At 70.6% G+C, this 17,177-nt stretch carries 17 protein-coding genes, 1 tRNA gene and 1 pseudogene; 9 read left to right on the top strand and 10 right to left on the bottom strand.

The genetic code is table 11. From position 1 onward, the window contains the following. The first annotated feature begins 19 nt into the window (after nucleotides 1-19). A complete protein-coding gene (locus tag AB0I66_RS26535) occupies nucleotides 20-1,492 on the top strand; it encodes an FG-GAP and VCBS repeat-containing protein (protein ID WP_363210439.1) in 1,473 nt (490 codons plus the stop codon). Nucleotides 1,493-1,627: 135 nt separating this feature from the next. After that, the gene (locus tag AB0I66_RS26530) at nucleotides 1,628-2,605 is read left to right on the top strand and encodes a Yip1 family protein (protein WP_363210438.1); all 978 of its coding nucleotides are present in this window, start codon (nucleotides 1,628-1,630) and stop codon (nucleotides 2,603-2,605) included. Nucleotides 2,606-2,678: 73 nt separating this feature from the next. On the opposite strand, the gene AB0I66_RS26525 is transcribed toward AB0I66_RS26530, so the two are convergent. Together AB0I66_RS26525 and dcd are read right to left on the bottom strand one after the other, a co-directional pair. Next, nucleotides 2,679-3,176, bottom strand: coding sequence for a phosphoribosyltransferase (locus AB0I66_RS26525; protein WP_363210437.1), 498 nt, complete (start codon nucleotides 3,174-3,176; stop codon nucleotides 2,679-2,681). 8 nt (nucleotides 3,177-3,184) lie between these two features. Next, nucleotides 3,185-3,760, bottom strand: a complete 576-nt coding sequence (dcd, locus tag AB0I66_RS26520) for a dCTP deaminase (RefSeq protein WP_363210436.1) — start codon at nucleotides 3,758-3,760, stop codon at nucleotides 3,185-3,187. Nucleotides 3,761-4,290: 530 nt separating this feature from the next. Here dcd and AB0I66_RS26515 point away from each other — a divergent pair. Continuing rightward, nucleotides 4,291-4,364: transfer RNA gene (locus AB0I66_RS26515), tRNA-Gly, on the top strand. Nucleotides 4,365-4,379: 15 nt separating this feature from the next. Here AB0I66_RS26515 and AB0I66_RS26510 read toward each other — a convergent pair. Further along, the gene (locus tag AB0I66_RS26510) at nucleotides 4,380-5,060 is read right to left on the bottom strand and encodes a TetR family transcriptional regulator (protein WP_363210435.1); all 681 of its coding nucleotides are present in this window, start codon (nucleotides 5,058-5,060) and stop codon (nucleotides 4,380-4,382) included. 68 nt (nucleotides 5,061-5,128) lie between these two features. Next, entirely contained in the window at nucleotides 5,129-5,602 is a 474-nt protein-coding gene (locus tag AB0I66_RS26505; RefSeq protein WP_363210434.1) for a carboxymuconolactone decarboxylase family protein, read from the bottom strand. A gap of 146 nt (nucleotides 5,603-5,748) precedes the next feature. Between AB0I66_RS26505 and AB0I66_RS26500 the strand changes: the two genes are divergently transcribed. Beyond that, complete coding sequence (locus AB0I66_RS26500) at nucleotides 5,749-6,114, top strand: PH domain-containing protein (protein WP_160506205.1); 366 nt, start codon at nucleotides 5,749-5,751, stop codon at nucleotides 6,112-6,114. Between the two features lie 55 nt (nucleotides 6,115-6,169). On the opposite strand, the gene AB0I66_RS26495 is transcribed toward AB0I66_RS26500, so the two are convergent. Further along, nucleotides 6,170-6,559: a nuclear transport factor 2 family protein gene (locus tag AB0I66_RS26495; protein WP_363210433.1), complete on the bottom strand. Its 390-nt coding sequence runs from the start codon at nucleotides 6,557-6,559 to the stop codon at nucleotides 6,170-6,172. A gap of 187 nt (nucleotides 6,560-6,746) precedes the next feature. On the opposite strand from AB0I66_RS26495, the gene AB0I66_RS26490 reads away from it, so the two are divergent. After that, entirely contained in the window at nucleotides 6,747-7,763 is a 1,017-nt protein-coding gene (locus tag AB0I66_RS26490; RefSeq protein WP_363210432.1) for an SGNH/GDSL hydrolase family protein, read from the top strand. A gap of 75 nt (nucleotides 7,764-7,838) precedes the next feature. Here the strand turns inward: AB0I66_RS26490 and AB0I66_RS26485 are convergent, their stop codons facing one another. Both AB0I66_RS26485 and AB0I66_RS26480 read right to left on the bottom strand, forming a co-directional pair. After that, nucleotides 7,839-8,201 carry a DUF397 domain-containing protein gene (locus AB0I66_RS26485; RefSeq protein ID WP_363210431.1) on the bottom strand — a complete coding sequence of 121 codons (363 nt, stop codon included), beginning with the start codon at nucleotides 8,199-8,201 and terminating at the stop codon, nucleotides 7,839-7,841. Next, a complete protein-coding gene (locus AB0I66_RS26480; protein WP_363210430.1) occupies nucleotides 8,161-9,009 on the bottom strand; it encodes a helix-turn-helix transcriptional regulator in 849 nt (282 codons plus the stop codon). The genes AB0I66_RS26485 and AB0I66_RS26480 overlap by 41 nt, the downstream gene beginning before the upstream one ends. Nucleotides 9,010-9,094: 85 nt before the next feature. On the opposite strand from AB0I66_RS26480, the gene AB0I66_RS26475 reads away from it, so the two are divergent. The 3 genes and pseudogenes from AB0I66_RS26475 (at nucleotide 9,095) to AB0I66_RS26465 (ending at nucleotide 11,494) form a co-directional block, all read left to right on the top strand. Next, complete coding sequence (locus AB0I66_RS26475; RefSeq protein WP_363210429.1) at nucleotides 9,095-9,565, top strand: ATP-binding protein; 471 nt, start codon at nucleotides 9,095-9,097, stop codon at nucleotides 9,563-9,565. A 67-nt stretch (nucleotides 9,566-9,632) separates the two neighbouring features. After that, a pseudogene (locus AB0I66_RS26470) lies at nucleotides 9,633-10,028 on the top strand (hypothetical protein); the annotation flags it as partial. 188 nt (nucleotides 10,029-10,216) lie between these two features. Next, nucleotides 10,217-11,494: an ion channel protein gene (locus AB0I66_RS26465; protein ID WP_363210428.1), complete on the top strand. Its 1,278-nt coding sequence runs from the start codon at nucleotides 10,217-10,219 to the stop codon at nucleotides 11,492-11,494. Between the two features lie 6 nt (nucleotides 11,495-11,500). Here the strand turns inward: AB0I66_RS26465 and AB0I66_RS26460 are convergent, their stop codons facing one another. Beyond that, nucleotides 11,501-12,412: a LysR family transcriptional regulator gene (locus tag AB0I66_RS26460; RefSeq protein WP_363210427.1), complete on the bottom strand. Its 912-nt coding sequence runs from the start codon at nucleotides 12,410-12,412 to the stop codon at nucleotides 11,501-11,503. Between the two features lie 167 nt (nucleotides 12,413-12,579). Between AB0I66_RS26460 and AB0I66_RS26455 the strand changes: the two genes are divergently transcribed. Continuing rightward, nucleotides 12,580-13,866: an SGNH/GDSL hydrolase family protein gene (locus AB0I66_RS26455; RefSeq protein WP_363210426.1), complete on the top strand. Its 1,287-nt coding sequence runs from the start codon at nucleotides 12,580-12,582 to the stop codon at nucleotides 13,864-13,866. A gap of 234 nt (nucleotides 13,867-14,100) precedes the next feature. On the opposite strand, the gene AB0I66_RS26450 is transcribed toward AB0I66_RS26455, so the two are convergent. After that, nucleotides 14,101-16,068, bottom strand: coding sequence for an FUSC family protein (locus AB0I66_RS26450; RefSeq protein WP_363210425.1), 1,968 nt, complete (start codon nucleotides 16,066-16,068; stop codon nucleotides 14,101-14,103). An 18-nt stretch (nucleotides 16,069-16,086) separates the two neighbouring features. Continuing rightward, entirely contained in the window at nucleotides 16,087-17,118 is a 1,032-nt protein-coding gene (locus AB0I66_RS26445) for an endonuclease/exonuclease/phosphatase family protein (protein ID WP_363210424.1), read from the bottom strand. Nucleotides 17,119-17,177 lie beyond the last annotated feature (59 nt).

Here is a 17,177-nt window from a genome sequence, read left to right as displayed (position 1 = left end):
AGATCAGTTGGAGTCCCTCGTGCCCCTGCGCCCTCCCGCCCGCACCATAGCCCTGGCCGCCACCACAGCCCTCGCCGCCACCGGCCTCGCCCTCCCCCTCGCGGCCACCGCCACCGCCGCCCCCGCTCCCGCTCGCCTCACCGCCGACTTCAACGGGGACGGATACGACGACCTCTTCGTCGGCGTGCCCAGCGGCAGTGTCAGTGGCAAGGCCAAGGCGGGGTACGTGAGCGTGGTGTTCGGTGGGGAGTACGGGCCCGGGCCGCACGGCGTGCGGCGGATCACCCAGGCCACCGTCGAGGTGCCCGGCACCCCGGAGTCCGGTGACCGGTTCGGCGGTTCCGTCGTCGCCGCGCACGTCGACGACGACGAGTACGCCGACCTCGTCATCGGCGCCCCCGGCGAGGACATCGACGCCAAGACCGACGCCGGTTCCGTCACCGTCCTTTACGGGGCAGGCGACGGCTTCTCCGTGGCCAACACCGCCGCCCGCGGCGCGAAGACCGGCGACGTGTACGGAAACGCCCTCGCCGCAGCCGACTTCACCGGTGACACGGACGTCGACCTCGCCATCGGCGGCAAGGACCAGGTCGTCGCCAACTTCAATCCGCTCACCGCCGACACCCAGCCGGTCATGGCCGACCGCATGGGCGGCCGCGCCCCCGTCATGACCACCGGCGACTTCAACAACGACAACCGCCCCGACCTGGCCCTCGGCTACTACACGAAGAACCAGCCCTACACCCAGTCCCACCTCCGCCTCTACGGCTGGAACAAGGAGGAGGGCGCGATGGGCAACTTCTGGAACAACTCCAACGGCGCCGCCAACGCCCTCGCGTCCGGCGACTTCAACGGGGACGGCTTCGACGACCTCGCCGTCGGCAACTGCCGCGAGATCGCCGACGAGAACATCGACGACCCGTGCGGCCCCGAGGAACTCGCCAAGGGCGGCGGCATCCACATCCGCTTCGGCGACGCCAACGGCAGCTTCGGCTGGGAGCACCAGACGTTCAACCAGGACACCGCGGGCATGCCCGGCGTCGCCGAGACCGGTGACGGCTTCGGCGACGCGCTCGCCGTGGCGGACATCGACGCCGACGGCCACGACGACCTGATCGCGGGCGCCCCCGGTGAGGCCATCGGCAGCGCGGCGAAGGCCGGCAGCGTCACCGTCCTGAAGGGCGACGAGATGGGCCTGCTCGACCCGGCGGGCGCGGCGAACCCGGGCACGGTCGCGTACCAGCAGAACTCCCCCGACATCCTGGGCGTCGCCCAGGCGGGCGATCTCTTCGGGGCCGCCCTCGCCTTCGGTGACCACAACGGCGACGGCGTCCCCGACCTGTCCGTCGCCGCGCCCGGCGAGAACTCCGCCGCGGGCGGCGTCTGGGACCTGCCCGGCGCCAAGGCGGGCGGCTCGGTCGTCACCCCTAACTCCCTGGGCCTTCCCGCCTCTTTGGACCCGTACGCGTACGGAGCGGTGCTCGGCCGCTGACGGGCCTCAGCAGCACCAGGGACCCTGGGGCAAACCCCTCAGGGTCCCCCTAGGGGTTGTCACAGGTCAGCGGCAAAGCCTCTCTCCTCCCGGGGAGGGACGACCCGGGCCCTCCAGACCAGGTACGTTCGATTCGTGGCTGGATTCAGGATCGGACGCGGCCGGGACAACCGCACCCCGCAAGCGCGACCCCAACAACGACCGCGGCAGGAGCCGTACGGGCAGCAGGCCCCCCAGGGCCAGCAGCCCCCGTACGGCTACCCTCAGCCGTCCTCGCAGCAGTACGGCGGGCAGCAGCCGCCGTACGGCCGGGCCCAGGGCGGACAGCCCCAGGGCGGCCGCGGCCAGGGCGGATACGGCGGACAGCAGTGGCCGCAGGCGGGCGGCAACCACGGCAACCACGGGGAGCCGGAGTACTTCGGCGGGCAGCCGGGCCCGGGGCAGGGCGGTCAGGGCGGCTTCGATCCGTACGCCGCCAACAACCCCGGTCACACCCAGGCCTTCTCCGTGGGCGAGGACCCGTACAACCAAGGCGACACCTATCGCGCGGGCCAGGCTCCCGCGCCGGTGGGCCCGCGCCTGCACTGGAAGGACCTGCTGCGCGGCATCGTGCTGCGCCCGGGCCCGACCTTCCTCCAGATGCGGGACTACGCGATGTGGGCCCCGGCCGTCATCGTGACGTTCCTCTACGGCCTGCTCGCGATCTTCGGCTTCGACGGCGCCCGCGAGGACGCCATCAGCGCCACGCTCTCCACGGCCGTGCCGTACGTCCTGACGACGGCCGTCGCCATCACGATCAGTGCCTTCATCCTGGGCGTGGTCACGCACACCCTCGCCCGCCAGCTCGGCGGCGACGGCGCGTGGCAGCCGACGGTCGGCCTCTCCATGCTGATCATGTCCATCACGGACGCGCCCCGCGTGGTCGTCGCGATGTTCCTCGGCGGCGGCCAGCCCTTCGTCCAGCTGCTCGGCTGGGTGACCTGGGTCGCCGCGGGCGCGCTGCTCACCGCGATGGTGAGCAAGTCGCACGACCTGCCGTGGCCGAAGGCGCTCGGCGCGGCGTCGATCCAGCTGCTCGCGCTGCTCGCGATCATCAAGCTGGGCACGTTCTAGTACGTGAGACGGAGAAGGGCCCCGGCGGTGCATCGCATCCGCCGGGGCCCTTCTCTTCGCCTTCTGGCCTTGCTCAGGCGTCGAGGACCTGCCCGGCACGCTTCACGACGGGCGCCTCGACGCTCCACGGGAAGTTGATCCACTCGTCGGTGCGCTTCCAGACGTACTCGCACTTCACGAGCGACTGCGACTTCTCGTAGATGACGGCGGACCGCACCTCCGCCACGTGGTCGAGGCAGAAGTCGTGCACGAGCTTCAGCGTCTTGCCGGTGTCGGCGACGTCATCGGCGATGAGCACCTTCTTGTCGGTGAAGTCGATGACATTGGGCACCGGCGCCAGCATGACCGGCATCTCCAGGGTCGTGCCGACCCCGGTGTAGAACTCCACGTTGACCAGGTGGATGTTCTTGCAGTCGAGCGCGTACGCGAGCCCGCCCGCGACGAAGACGCCACCTCGGGCGATGGAGATGATGACGTCGGGCTGGTAGCCGTCGTCGGCGATCATCTGCGCGAGCTCGCGCACCGCGCCGCCGAACTTCTCGTACGTAAGGTTCTCGCGCACGTCACTCATGCTGGATGTCACACCTGTGTCCGATGGAAATTGAGGAAGGAGCGGGAGGCGGTGGGGCCTCGCTGCCCCTGGTATCGCGATCCGTAGCGCTCCGAGCCGTAGGGCGCCTCGGAGGGCGAGGTCATGCGGAACAGGCAGAGCTGCCCGATCTTCATGCCCGGCCAGAGCTTGATGGGCAGCGTCGCGAGGTTGGAGAGCTCGAGCGTCACGTGCCCGGAGAAGCCGGGGTCGATGAACCCGGCCGTGGAATGTGTCACGAGGCCGAGCCGCCCGAGGCTGGACTTCCCCTCCAGCCTGCTCGCGAGGTCGTCGGGCAGGCTGATGACCTCGTACGTCGAGGCCAGCACGAACTCGCCGGGGTGCAGGATGAACGGCTCGTCGCCCTCGGGCTCCACGAGCCGTGTGAGGTCGGCCTGCTCCACGGAGGGGTCGATGTGGGGGTAACGGTGGTTCTCGAACACCCGGAAGTAGCGGTCGAGCCGCACGTCGATGCTTGAGGGCTGCACCATGGATTCGTCGTACGGATCGATCCGTACTCGTCCGGTGTCGATCTCGGCCCGGATGTCCTTGTCTGAGAGAAGCACGCACCGAGGATACGCAGAGCGCGCGGGCCCGCCCCAATCGGACGGCCCCGCGCGCTCCGGTTCTCTTCCTTGTTCCCGCTGCTACCGCTGCTACCGCCGCTACCGCTTCTGCGACGCGACCGGCACGGCATGCCGCAATCGGGCGCATCGTGGGCAGCGGATGAGCCGGCCGGGTCCGAGCCGGTCGGCCTTCTGCATCGGGAACGAAGCAGTGCTGAACACGTGCCCTTCGGCACATCGGACGACGGTGTGGTCCATCAAGTCCTTGAGTCCCTTCCCCAAAGCCGTGGTTGCGCTCGTGGCTCGCCGTGCTCCGCTCGCGAGCGGGACGGCGACGAAAGGCCACATTACGGGACGAATAGGGCGCCCCTCCAGGCGGCACTCCGGCCACTCACGGTACGCCTCAACTCCCGCGCCCCGCACCGCCATCCACGCCCCGGACAGCACACAGGCCCCACGGCAAAAGCGCCCGGGGCCTGGGATGAGGTAGAGTGTGCGACGTTACGACACCGCCACAGACGGTGTCTTTCGCGGGTGTAGTTTAGTGGTAGAACATCAGCTTCCCAAGCTGAGAGTGCGAGTTCGATTCTCGTCACCCGCTCCACAGTTGAGGCCCAGGTCAGCGACCTGGGCCTTTTTGCGCGCCCAATTCCTGCAGGACCGAGCCCAGCTGCTCGGCGGTCAGTGCCGGGGCGGGGAGCCGGGGTGTGGTCGTCGGCTGGGCGCGGAGGCCGGAGAGGAGGAGGGTCAGGGGGCGGTGCCAGGCCTCGGGGGTGGTCGCTGTCGTCAGGGCCGGGATGGCTCGGCCCAGGGCCGCCAGTGCGAACAGGACGTCCTCCGTGGTGACGTCCGCGCGGATCGTGCCCTGCTCGCGGCCCCGGCTCAGCAGGACGTCCATCGTCTCGCGGTTGTGGGCGTGCACGGCCTGCAGCGCCTCGACGCCCTCCAGGTGCGTGGTCATGAGGTCGTTGGCGCCGCGGTCCGCGGCCAGCGTGACGAAGACGGCCCGGAGGTATTCGTTCAGCGCCGCCCACGCGTCCGGCGCCTTCCGCGCCTCCTCCCCGGCGGTCATCGTGCCCGTCAGGAGATCGCGGAACACGGCGTCGACGAGAGCGGCGCGCGTGGGAAAATTCCGGTACAGCGTCGCGTTCCCCACGCCCGCCCGGCGCGCGATCACGTCCAGCGGCGCCTCTAGCCCCTGCTCCGCGAAGACCTCACGCGCCGCCCCCACCAGAAGATCCCAGTTGCGTCGCGCATCGCGTCGCCGTGGGGGCGTCGCACGGTGTGAGCCGCCGGTCATCGTCACTCTCCCTGCCAAACGGGGACCACTCCCCGGCAGGGATGCTATCGGGGGACCCGTCAGCCGGATCAGCCGAACTGACCCGGCTGGTAGTCCCCCGCCGGCTGCTGCACCATCACGTTCACCCGGTTGTAGACGTTGATCAGCGCGATGAGGGACACGAGAGCCGCCAGCTGGGTCTCGTCGTAGTGCTTGGCCGCGTTCGCCCACGCCTCGTCCGTGACCCCGCCCGCCGCGTCGGCGATACGCGTGCCCTGCTCGGTGAGCTCCAGCGCGGCCCGCTCGGCCTCGGTGAACACCTTCGCCTCGCGCCAGGCCGCGACGAGGTTCAGCCGCGTCGAGGTCTCGCCCGCGTGCGTGGCGTCCTTCGTGTGCATGTCGGTGCAGAACCCGCAGCCGTTGATCTGGCTCGCGCGGATCTTCACCAGTTCCTGTGTCGCCGGGGGCAGCGCCGAGTCGGACACGACCTTGCCCGCCGCGTTGATGTGCTTGAGGACCTTGCCCGCGAGCGGGCTGCCGAACAGGTTCAGACGAGCTTCCATGGTGATCTCCTATGCCGATGCCGATGCTTCCACCCCTATGACGGATGCGCTCGGCAAGATGTGACAGGAGGAGGCACCCCGGCGGGGGACCGGTGCGCGTTACAGTCGGGTTTTCCTGTGAGTTCAACTAAATGGGGGGTTTTCTCATGGCACTGTTCGGAAACGCGCACACGATCGATCCGATGACCGCGCAGCAGGACTACGCGCGTCTGCTGGGCCACGGCGAGCAGGTCCAGGCCGCGTTCCTGCTGATCCGCGACACCATGCTCTTCACCGACCGCCGCCTCGTCCTCGTCGACAAGCAGGGGATAACCGGCAAGAAGGTCGAGTACCACTCGGTCCCCTACCGCAGCATCACGCACTTCGCCGTGGAGACCGCCGGGCACTTCGACCTCGACGCCGAGCTGAAGATCTGGATCTCCGGCACCCCCGAGCCCATCCAGAAGACCTTCACCAAGGGCGTCGACATCTACGAGGTGCAGGCGATCCTCACGCAGTACGTGGCGCGCTGACGCCGTTCGCCCTGCGAGCCGCCGCCGTGGCTCGCAGGGCGTCCCCAGCCCGGTCTCAGGCCGTGGGCACGCGGTCCAGGAAGCCGTGCACGGTACGGATACGGCCGTCCTCGGCCAGCGTGATGACGTCGAAGCCGGCGACGGGCACGGAGCCGTCGGCCGACGACACCAGTTCCCAGCCGAATCGCGCGATGTGGTGGTGGCCGTCGACCGCCCCCGTCTGCCGGAACTCGAAGCCGGGGAACTGCTCGTGCGCTCCCGCGATCACCGCGGCGAGGGACTCGTGCCCGGCCACGTCGGCCAGCGGGTCCGTATAGCTGCCGTCCTCGCTCCAGGCCGTGGCGACGGCCTTGGCCAGCTCGGCGGCGTCCTGCGCGTTCCAGGCCTCGAAGTAGCGGGCGACAGCGGTCTCGTACGCGGATGCGTCGTGTGCGTGGGCGGACATTGCGGGCCTCCTATGGCTCTGTCATCCGGATCGTTCCTTCGATGACTTGAGCTTGGCCTGCGGCGCTTTTCGGGTCGATTACGTCAGGGGTAATGACGGGCCACGAGCGGCACGCGCCGCCTTCTCACGCGCGGGCGACTGTGCTTGCCTAAGGGGCTGTTTCGGTCACCTGAACGGGAGTTGGCGAATGCGCAAGCCGTGGATCGGTGGGGTGCTGGCCGCTGTGCTGCTTCTCGGCGCGTGCGGTGACCCCGGTTCCGGGGGTACGTCCGCCGACGCCCCGGAGCCTCCCGCCGCCGCGCGGAGCTCCGACGCCGGGCGTGCCGGGCGGGACGAGCCCGCCGCCGAGCCGTCCGCCTCCCGGCCCTCGTCGCCGCCCTCCTCCACCGCCCGGCAGCGCGCCGCGAAGAAGCCACGGCGCGGGGGCGCGGGCGCGGGTGCTGGCGCGGGCGCGGGCGCCCCGAAGGTGCTCTACCTCGGCGACTCCCTCGCCATGGAGAACCAGAACGTCCTCGGCGACCTGTTCCGCGCCGACCTCGGCGCGCGCTATCGCAGCGCGCCCTACTCCGGCACCACCCTCTGCGACTACCTCGACGGCTCCGGCGACGACTCCCTCGTCCCCGACAAGGACAAGGCCGCCGCGCTGGTCCGCGAGGAGCGGCCCGACTATGTCGTGCTCCAGTTCTGGGGCAACGCGTGGGGCTACACGCCCTGCATGGACGGCATCACCTACGACAAGGCGCAACAGAAGTACTTCGACCGCTACGCCGCCGACGCGAAGGCGCTGGCCGCGCAGATCCATGGTGCGGGCGGGTCCGGGGCCGGGGCCGGGGCCGGCGGGCCCCGCATCGTGTGGGTCCTCCAGGGCCCCGACCCGATCACGCCCGACCGCGTACGGCGCGTCAACGGAATCTACGCGGCGCAGGCCAAGGCCTCGGGGGACGTCGTAGCCGACGCGGGTCGAACTGTCGCCCCTGCCGCGGGGCGCTACACCTGGGTGGAGAAGCTTCCGTGCACGGCGTGGGAGAGGTCCCACTCGGCCTACTGCACGGGATCTGGCCGCGCGGCCTTGCACCGGGGGGACGACTACCTGCACTTCTGCTTGGCACCGACCACGCCCAAGTCCCGGCCCTGCCCTGCCCGTTCGCCGGGCATCCGCCGAATGGCGGCGGAGATTGTCCGGGCCGTGGGCTCAGCCGGGTAGTGCCTTTGCCGCGGGTGCGTGGTGGCTTGTCGCGCCCACGCGGCGGAGCCGCAAATGTCAGGGCCCCGCGCCCCTTCAGGGCGCGGTGAGCCCGCCGTCAGCCGCGGCAGCAGCCCGCACGAAGCGGGCGAAGGCGCCTTCGGAGACGGTGAGGGTGGGGCCCTCGGGGTTCTTGCTGTCGCGCAGAGCTATTGCGCCATGGTGGGGGGCGAATTCGACGCAGTCGCCGCCCGTGTCCGAGCTGTAGGACGACTTGTGCCACGCGGCGCCGCTGAGCGGGGCGCACTCGACGCACTCCCCGCCGCTGCTGCCGCTGTAGGACGACTTACGCCACGCGGCGCCGTTGAGGGGGGCGCATTCGATGCAATCGCCGCCTCCGCTGCCGCTATAGGACGACTTACGCCACTGCACCTTCGCCAGGCTCTGGTTGATCTCCATAGCGCTCCTCCAATACACGGGCGATCACCACCGCCGTGTCCTCTACGGAGAGCGCAGCGGCCTGCAAGCGAGCGTAACCGAGCGAACGCTCCCTGATCACTTGCGGATTGGCAGTCTGATGCGCCACGTCGTAACTCTCGGCGTAGAACAGGTCTGGGTCGCAATCGAACCGTAGGAGGTTGAACGACCCACGCGTGGCGCAGTGTGCACCGGTTGTGTAGGGGAGAACCTGGATCTGCGCCCACCGGTGCTCGCGGAAACGCAACAAGTGACGGAGTTGGTTCCGCATGATCCCTCGGCCGCCGACCTCCCGGTGAAGAACCGCCTCGTCAAGGATCACCCACAGCGCCGGAGGCTGGTCCTTCGCCAGGATGCGCTGACGGTCCAGTCGTGCCGCCACGAGTTCATCGAGGTTGTCCGGACGATCGGCTCCCAGCACTGCCCTCGCGTACGACTCCGTCTGCAGCAAGCCGTAAATCACCTGAGCTTGGTACGTGGAGATAAAACTCGCCCGCGCCTCCATCTCCGCGTACGCCTGAAACCACGTAGGCAGCTGGCTCTTCAGCACCAGCCCCACCAACCGCGAAAACACCCCGTCAGTCCCCAGCGCCGCATCCACCCGCTCAGAGAAATCCCGCGTCGGCACCTTCTTCGCTGTCTCGATCTGGCCGATCAAGGACGCCGTACAGAAGATGCAGCCGCCCAACTGCCCCTGCTTCAGGCCCGCCGCTTCCCGTAGGCGGCGCAATTCCGAGCCGTAGTAGTCCAGCGGTGACGCGCTGGGGTCGAGGTCGCGGATGTTGACCATGCTCGGGCCACCCCCATAACCAACGCCTCACGGCGTTCAGTTCAAGTCGTAGCCCAGCGTAATCAGTCGACTCCACGCTGGTGACATGAATCACGTAACTCCCCCTCCGCCCCTGCCCGTTCGCGGCACGTACCGGATGAGCCTCACGCTCGGTGAGCACTCGGCCCGGCATCTTCGGTTCATCCTGCGCGCCTATCTGGGGAGCTGGGGCATGGGCGAGCTGCGCGACTGTGCCGAGCTGGCCCTCACGGAGCTCGGCACGAACGTTGTGCGCCACGTGCCGGACCGCCGTTGTGACCTCCTCATCCTGCGGCGCCCGCAGGGCCTGCGGGTGGAGGTCGCGGACCGGTGTCCGAGGCTCCCCCGGCAGGGCGGCGGCGGGGGCGAGGAGCTGGACGAAGGGGGCCGGGGCCTGCTCATCGTCGAGGCCGTCACCGATCGTTGCGGCTTCGAGCCGTGGGCGGACGGCGCCGGGAAAACGGCCTGGTTCGAGTGCGACGCCAAGGGCGACGGCACGTGCGATGCCGCGGACGCGGGGCCCACCCGTTCGGCCTAAGCCCGCTCGCGAGGCCCGTAGAGCTGTCACACGCTGTGAACTCCTGTACGACGAAGAAAGGGTGCCCATGAGCAGCGGAGCGAGCAACCCGCGGGGCGCGAGCCCCTGGGCTACGGGCGGCACGGCGTTCGCGGGTGTGTTGATGCTGGTCAGCGGCATCTTCGGCATCCTCGAAGGCATCGCGGGCATTGCCAAGGACGACGTCTACTCGCGCATCGGGGACTACGTCTACAAGTTCAACCTCACGACGTGGGGCTGGATCCATCTGATCCTCGGCATCCTGGTCGTGATCGTCGGCGTCGGCATCCTCAAGGGCGCGACCTGGGCCAGGGCGTTCGGTGTCGCACTCGCCTCGATCTATGTCGTCCTGCACTTCATGTGGCTGCCGTACCAGCCGATCTGGGCGCTGATCGCCATCGCGATCGGCACCTTCGTCATCTGGGCGCTGTGCACGGACCGCTCGGACCGTGACGACCGCCATGGCGGTCCGGGGGCTCCGGGCGGCTGGGAGGCCCGCAAGACCTCCAGCGGCCCCGGCCCGTTCGCCGAGGGCTCCGCCGGCGCCGACCCCGGTCCTCCCGGCGGTCCCGGCCGCACCCCGCCTCCCACCACCTGACCGAACAGCACGGCGGGAGCTGCCCCGGAGGGCCCATGACCGACACGACCACGTCCGGCCGCGGGCCCTCCTTCTGGACGCCGCAGGCCCGCGCCCTGCTTCCGCTCGTCCTGCCCGCCCTGCTCGTCGGTGTCGGGTCCAGCCTGATCCTGCTGCTGCTCAGCTTCATCGCCGAGCGGCTGCAGGATCTGCTGTGGGACGTGCTGCCGGACGCGGTCGGGGTGTCCGGCACGTCGGCCGGGTGGATCATCGCCGTCCTCACCTTGGCGGGCCTCGTCGTCGGGCTGATCGTGTGGAAGGCCCCCGGGCACGCCGGACCCGACCCCGCCACGCTCGGCCTGGTCGACCCGCCGCTGCCGCTGCGGATGCTGCCCGGCATCGCGCTCGCCGTCATCGTCGGGCTCGCGGGCGGGGTCAGCCTCGGCCCGGAGAACCCGATCACGGCGATCAACATTGCCCTCGCGTACACGCTCGGCATGGCGGCCATGCCGCGTACGCCCGCGACGGACTGGATCATGCTCGCCGCGGCGGGCACGATCGGCGCCCTCTTCGGTACACCGGTCGCTGCGGCGCTCGTCCTCTCCGAGATCGTGATCGGCAACGACCCGCGCCCCCTGTGGGACCGGCTGTTCGCGCCACTGGTCGCGGCGGGCGCGGGTGCGCTGACCACCGTGCTCATCGCGCACCCCACGTTCCAGATCGACATCGCGCCGTACGACGGGCCGCACTGGGGCGACATCCTCTCCGCGATGATCATCAGCACCGCGGCGGCGGCCATCGGTCTGTGCGCCGTATACGCGTTCCCCTACCTGCACCGCGCCTTCCGCCAGCTCGGGCACCCCCTGCTGATGCTGACGGTGGGCGGGCTCGTGCTCGGCGCCCTGGGCGCGCTCGGCGGTCATCTCACGCTCTTCAAGGGCCTGGAGGAGATGAAGGAGCTGACCGCGGAGGCCCCCGACCACGACGCGGGGAATCTGCTGCTGCTCGCCCTGGTCAAGCTGCTCGCGCTCTGCGTGGCCGCCACCTGCGGCTTCCGGGGCGGGCGGATCTTCCCGGCGGTCTTCGTGGGCGTGGCGCTCGGCATGTTCGCGCACGCGCTCGTCGACGCGGTGCCGCCCGCCCTCGCGATCACCTGCGCCATCCTCGGCGTGCTGCTCGCCACGACGCGGCAGGGCTGGCTGAGCCTGTTCACGGCGGCCGTCGTGGTGATGGACCTCGCGGTGCTGCCGCTGCTGTGCGTCGCGGCCCTGCCCGCGTGGCTGCTGGTGACGGGACGCCCGGAGATGCTGATCGAGGAGACGAAGGAGAGCTGAGCGTCGTCAGAACGGCGCCGGGCCTCCGTTCGCCGCGACGGCGTCACGCACCGCGCGCACGAACGCGTCGATACGCGGGGTGCCCGCGGCGGCCGTACGCCAGATCAGGGCGACGTCGGCGGACGCGACGTCGACGAGGGGCACAAAGACGATGTCCGGCCGCGCGTAGTACTTCTCCACGGACGCGACGACCGGCGACACCCCCTGCCCGGTGGCCACCAGCGTCATCAGCTCCTGGAAGCCGGCGACGGACGGGCCGCGGCGGATCGGGAGGCCGCTGGGGGTGCGGGGCGGGACGTGGAAGTCCCACCAGTAGGCGGGCGCGCCGTTCACGACACCGAAGAACGTCTCGCCCGCGCACTCTTCGAGGGAGACGCTGTCGCGCTGGGCGAAACGGTGGCCGAGCGGCACGGCGAGCCTGCGCGGTTCGTTGATGACGACGGGTCCGACCGTGAGGTCCGGCTCCTCGACGGGCAGGCAGGTGAACAGCACGTCCGCCTCACCGCCGCGCAGCGCGCCGAGCGGGTCGCCGAACTGGGTCTCCCGCATCCGCACGTCGCAGCGCGGGCAGCGCTCGCGGAACGTGCCCAGGATCGCCGAGGTCAGCGAGCCCGCGCCCGAGCCGAGGAAAGCGACGGACAGTTCGCCGTCGACGCCACGCGCCAAGTCCTTGGCGCGGGCGACCGCGGCCTCCATCCGCACGTGCAGAGGCGCCAGGTCCTCGTACAACTGCCGTCCCAGCGGGGACATCTCGACCTTGCGGCTGGTGCGCTCGAAGAGCGGGGCGCCGATCTTGCGCTCCAGCTTCTTGACGGTCTGGCTGACGCGGGCCTGGGAGAGGAGGAGGCGTTCGGCGGTGCGGCCGAAGTGGAGTTCCTCGGCGAGGGTCAGAAAGGTCTCAAGCTCTTGCCGTTCCATGGTCCAGCGCCACCCCGTCCGCCTCTGACCTGCATCTATAAGCCTGAGCGCAGCAATCGTTTCACGGATCGTCGTTGATCGGGGGCTGGCGGGGGCGGATCTTTGAGGAGTCCGGTCGACGGACGCCTCCACCACTCTCCATTCCCCTCAACTCCCCGGAGATTCCGATGCTTTCACGTACGCGTACTTCCGTTGTCGCCGCCACCGCCGCGCTCGCCCTGACTGCCGGTCTCGCGGTGACGGGGGCCCATGCCTCGGGCTCGAAGCCGGGCTCCGGGTCTTCCGGGTCTGCCTGGACCGCCGCCTGGGCCGCGTCGCCGCAGCGCGCGAGCACGGGCTTCAAGCCCAACTGGTCGGAGGACGGCTTCTCGGGCCAGACCCTGCGCCAGGTCGTCCGCGTCACCGAGGGCGGCGACAGAGCCCGTATCCGGCTCTCCAACGCGTACGGCACGTCGCCGCTGCACATTGCGGGGGCGACCATCGCGCGGACGAAGAAGGGAGCGGCGGTCGAGGAGGGGTCGGTGCGGCGCCTCACGTTCGAGGGGAGGCGGTCGGTCGCGATCCCGGCGCACGGTCAACTCTCCAGTGATGCGGCCGGGTTGCGTCTCAAGCCGTTCGAGTCGGTGACCGTGACGCTGCATCTGGCCCGTACGACAGGGCCGGCGACCTTCCACGCCCAGTCCTTCGCGACGAGTTACCGGGCGGAGGGGGATCGGCTCGGGGAGGCCGGGGCGGGGGCGTTCGACGAGTCGACGGAGTCCTGGTACTTCCTGTCGGGCGTGGATGTGGGCGTTTCCGGTGGGGGTGCTCGGCGCGGCGGGGGCGGCGTCGTCCTCTTCGGCGACTCCATCACCGACGGCTTCGCCTCCTCCACCGACCTCAACCGCCGCTGGTCCGACGCCCTGGCCGAACGCCTCGCCAAGGCGGGCACGCCCCGGCCCGTCCTGAACGCGGGCATCGGCGGCAATCTCGTCCTCAACGACTCGGCCTGGTACGGGGAGCGGGGCACGGCCCGCTTCGGGCGGGACGCGTTGGACCTGCCGGGGGTGGGGACCGTGATCGTCCTTGAGGGCCTGAATGACATCGGGTTCAGCGAGAGCGATACGCCTACGTACAAGCCTGCACCGGAGGTGAGTGCCGATGAACTCATTGCGGGGCACCGGAAGTTGATTCGGGCCGCGAAGGCGAAGGGGGTGCGTGTGGTGGGGGCCACTTTGCTGCCGCTCGGGGGTTCTGATCACTACGGGGAGCGGGCGGCGAAGGTGAGTGATGAGTTCAATGAGTGGGTGCGGACGTCTGGGGAGTACGACGCGGTCGTGGACTTTGACCGGGCGCTGGCTGATCCGGCGGACGCGGAGCGGATTGCTCCCCAGTACGACAGCGGGGATCACCTGCACCCGAATGACGCGGGGTATCGGGCGATGGCCCAGGCGGTGAGCTTGGAAGCGCTTTAATCCCCAACCCCGCCCCTTCCCGAAAACTCGCTCTGGCGCGAGGGCCTTGGGTGCCGTCCATCACCGGCTTCGCCGAGTTCGTCCTCAAACGCCGGACGGGCTGGAGATTTCCCCGGCTCGGGGAAATCTCAGCCCGGTCGGCGTTTGAGGCCATCTTGTACGGGGTCTGGGGCGGAGCCCCAGTTTCGGGGAGGGGTGGGATTGGGGAGAGCCCCGCAGGGGACGCACGAACCCTCACCCCCGCGGCGGCGACGCAATCGCCCTCGCCGCGGCCACCTCCTGGCGCAAAGGTTCCAGGACGCTCTCCTGGGGGCCGGTGAAGGAGGCGGAGACCTCCTCCAGGATCTCCGAGCCCCGTAGACCCTGCGAAAGCTCACGAAGCTGCCGCGCCACCTCCCCCACCTCAGTGAGACTCGGCTCCCCCACCCCGAGCCGAATCCGCACCCGCGCAGCAGTCGTCGCGTCCACGATGCGTTCGACCGCGATCACCAGGGGCCACCACGCCGCGGCCCTCGCCCCCATCGGGGGCGGTTCGGTCAGGGCGCGCTGGAATTCGGTGCGGATGACGGAAAGGTCCCGGTACAGACCGCGCCGCATCCGCGCCCGCGCCCCCACGTCCACCGCCGTGCCGAACGCGCTCTCCACGTACGAGGCCGTGTCGGCGACCGCGTCCGCGAGACGGTCGCCGATCCGCGTGTGCCAGCTCTCCGGCCACAGCAAGTACCCCGCCACCAGCGAGATCGCGCAGCCGATGAGGCTGTCCACCAGGCGTGGCACGACGAGCCCGAAGCCCTGGTGGTTCAGTACGTCGGAGAGGAGGAGGATCACCGGGGTGATGGCCGCGGTCTGGTAGCCGTAACCCCGCGGTGTGAGCGCCGGGATCAGCGCCGCGAGGACCAGCATCACCGGCACGTCCCACCACCCCCGCGGCACCTGCGAGAGCACCGCGGCCGCCACCACGAGCCCCGCCGCCGTGCCGAGCGCCCGCAGCACCGCCCGGGAGAAGACCGAGCCGAAGTCCGGCTTGAGGACGAACGTGACGGTGAGCGCCACCCAGTACGAGCGGGGCACCTCGACCAGGGACACCAGAGACTGCGCGATGCCGATGCACAGGGCGAGGCGCAGGCCGTAGCGCCAGGACGCGCTCGACAGGATCACGTTGCGGGCGGCCCTGCGGGCCCTGACGCGCAGGGCGGCGGGACGGCCGAGGCGGTCGTCGGTGCTCACGACGCCGTGCGGGTCCGCGTCGTTGAGGAGCTCGGCCACGTGCCGCAGGGCGTGGTCGACGGCGTCCGCGGAGGGGTCGAGGGGCTCGGGGAGCACGGGGTCGGGGACCGGGGCGGGGCCGGGAGCCGCCACCGCGTCCGCCAGGCGCCGCACCTCCGCCGGGAACTCCGGCGGCATCGGGACCCCGCACTGGTGCGCCGCCGGCGCGGCCTCGATGACCGGTGTGATCGCGTTGAGTTGGGCGACCAGACGGACCAGGTCAGGGTTGCGGCCGTGCGCGCGGGTGCGCCGGGCGAGGACGAGGTCGTAACTCTGGTTCAGGGAGGTGGTGACGGCCGTGCGCGCCTCGCCGTACCGCTCGGTGCCCGCCGCTTCGAGCAGCGCGGCCACGCTGCGGTAGGTCGCCGCGACGGCGGCGCGCTCCGGGACGCCGGATCTGAGCGGCCAGGCGAGCAGGGCGAGGGTGAGGACCAGGAGGCCGCCGCCGGTCATCAGGACGGGGGCGAGCCACCATTCCCCCGGCATCGGAAGCCCGGCCCCCACCACGGAGTTGAGCAGCAGGAGCAGGCCGGACACGGACGCCACGGCGCCGATCGTGGACATCATCCCGGAGACCAGCGCCACCAGCGTGACCACGCCGACCGCCACCCAGCCGTGCCCGAAGACGAGCGAGCCGATGGTGACGCCGAGCGCCCCGAAGAGCTGCGGCACGGCGATGTTGAAGATCCGCATGCGGTACGCGTCGGCGGTGTCGCCGATGACCCCGGACAGGGCGCCCATGGAGGCGAGAGCCCCGTACGCGGGCTGACCCGCCGCGAGGCCGACGAGAAGGGGCAGGGTCAGTCCGATCGACGCGCGCGCCACCGCGGCCCACGGGACCGGCGCCGTCTGCGGCTTGAGCGTCCTGACCAGCCAGGGAGGCGGGGCGAGTGCGCTCAGAGGGCCCGGTGGTGCGGGGGCGTCGCGGCGGGGCATGCGGCCATTATCGGCGTCCTACCGCTTCCGCTCGTGCAGCGTCAGGTCCACCACCAGCGTCCGGTGGTCCGTGTCGCCGATGTCCAGGAAGCGGGCGTCGCGGGCCGCGAAGTCCGGGGTGGCCAGGACGTGGTCGATCTGGGTGCCCAGCGGTTTCATCAGGTCGGCGGGCCAGCTCGGGGTGCGGGCCGATCCCGCGAGGCGGGCGGCGTCGCGAACGCCTCCGGTGTCCAGGATGTCGCGGAAGGCCGCGTGGTCCTGGGTGGCGTTGAAGTCGCCCGCGATGATGGTGGACCGCTTCGCGCGCTTGCCCTCGGCGGCGTAGTCGCGCAGTTCGGCGAGTTCGGTGCGCCAGGTGGAGAGCTGCTTGGGCAGCGGCGGCATCGGGTGGGCGAGCTGGACGCGGATCTGGTGGCCGCTCTTCAGCTCGGCGACGGCGCCGGGCATGCCCAGGGTGCCCGCGAGGCCGCTCGCCTTCTTCAGGGGCAGCTTGCTGACGATCACCGAGCCCTCGGCGCCGCCTGCCTCGCTGGCGGTGCGGTAGGGGTAGTCGGAGCGGGGCAGTTCGTCGCGCAGGGTGTCCGAGCAGGTGTAGTCGCACTCCGGGACGAAGAGGAGGTCGGGTTCCTCCTTGCGGACCGCCTTGAGCAGCCCCTCGGTGGCCCTGCCGTACTCCACGTTCGACGCCATGACGCGGATCTCGGCGACGGCCGGTCCCGCCGGTTCGTCCGTCTTCCCGTACGGCTCCAGGAACCAGGCGACACCGCCGAGCGCGACGACGCCCCAGACCAGTCCGACACGCCAGCGGGCGAGCGCCGCGAGCAGCAGGGCGGCGATCGCCGGGGCCAGGAGCCAGGGCAGGAAGGCGAGCAACTGCGGTACGGGGGTGATGCCGTCGGAGTCGGCGACGCGGAAACCGAGGAGTGCGCTGACGCCTGCCAGGAGGAGGGCCGCGAGCCAGGCGGAGGGCTTCTGGCGAGGCCGCCGCTTCGCCCGCGGCTCCGGCCGGTCCTCGTGGGGGGCCGTCCTCGCTGCCGTTGCGCTGTCCAAGGCCAGCCTCTCCGTCTGGGGTCCTGCGCGAATCTTCCCCTAGAGACGGCGGGGTGGGG

Origin of the sequence: Streptomyces sp. NPDC050439 (assembly GCF_040655335.1) — a bacterium.
Taxonomy (GTDB): domain Bacteria; phylum Actinomycetota; class Actinomycetes; order Streptomycetales; family Streptomycetaceae; genus Streptomyces.
The sequence above is the reverse complement of the archived record's forward strand: the minus strand, read 5'-3'. Positions and strand labels throughout refer to the sequence as shown.

What these genes read in the sequence shown, in the direction of transcription:
- AB0I66_RS26525 (WP_363210437.1), bottom strand. Translation starts at nt 3,176, where the DNA reads ATGAGTGACGTGCGCGAGAACCTTACGTACGAGAAGTTCGGCGGCGCG.
- AB0I66_RS26510 (WP_363210435.1), bottom strand. Translation starts at nt 5,060, where the DNA reads ATGACCGGCGGCTCACACCGTGCGACGCCCCCACGGCGACGCGATGCG.
- AB0I66_RS26505 (WP_363210434.1), bottom strand. Translation starts at nt 5,602, where the DNA reads ATGGAAGCTCGTCTGAACCTGTTCGGCAGCCCGCTCGCGGGCAAGGTC.
- AB0I66_RS26500 (WP_160506205.1), top strand. Translation starts at nt 5,749, where the DNA reads ATGGCACTGTTCGGAAACGCGCACACGATCGATCCGATGACCGCGCAG.
- AB0I66_RS26495 (WP_363210433.1), bottom strand. Translation starts at nt 6,559, where the DNA reads ATGTCCGCCCACGCACACGACGCATCCGCGTACGAGACCGCTGTCGCC.
- AB0I66_RS26490 (WP_363210432.1), top strand. Translation starts at nt 6,747, where the DNA reads ATGCGCAAGCCGTGGATCGGTGGGGTGCTGGCCGCTGTGCTGCTTCTC.
- AB0I66_RS26485 (WP_363210431.1), bottom strand. Translation starts at nt 8,201, where the DNA reads ATGGAGATCAACCAGAGCCTGGCGAAGGTGCAGTGGCGTAAGTCGTCC.
- AB0I66_RS26480 (WP_363210430.1), bottom strand. Translation starts at nt 9,009, where the DNA reads ATGGTCAACATCCGCGACCTCGACCCCAGCGCGTCACCGCTGGACTAC.
- AB0I66_RS26475 (WP_363210429.1), top strand. Translation starts at nt 9,095, where the DNA reads ATGAATCACGTAACTCCCCCTCCGCCCCTGCCCGTTCGCGGCACGTAC.
- AB0I66_RS26465 (WP_363210428.1), top strand. Translation starts at nt 10,217, where the DNA reads ATGACCGACACGACCACGTCCGGCCGCGGGCCCTCCTTCTGGACGCCG.
- AB0I66_RS26460 (WP_363210427.1), bottom strand. Translation starts at nt 12,412, where the DNA reads ATGGAACGGCAAGAGCTTGAGACCTTTCTGACCCTCGCCGAGGAACTC.
- AB0I66_RS26455 (WP_363210426.1), top strand. Translation starts at nt 12,580, where the DNA reads ATGCTTTCACGTACGCGTACTTCCGTTGTCGCCGCCACCGCCGCGCTC.
- AB0I66_RS26450 (WP_363210425.1), bottom strand. Translation starts at nt 16,068, where the DNA reads ATGCCCCGCCGCGACGCCCCCGCACCACCGGGCCCTCTGAGCGCACTC.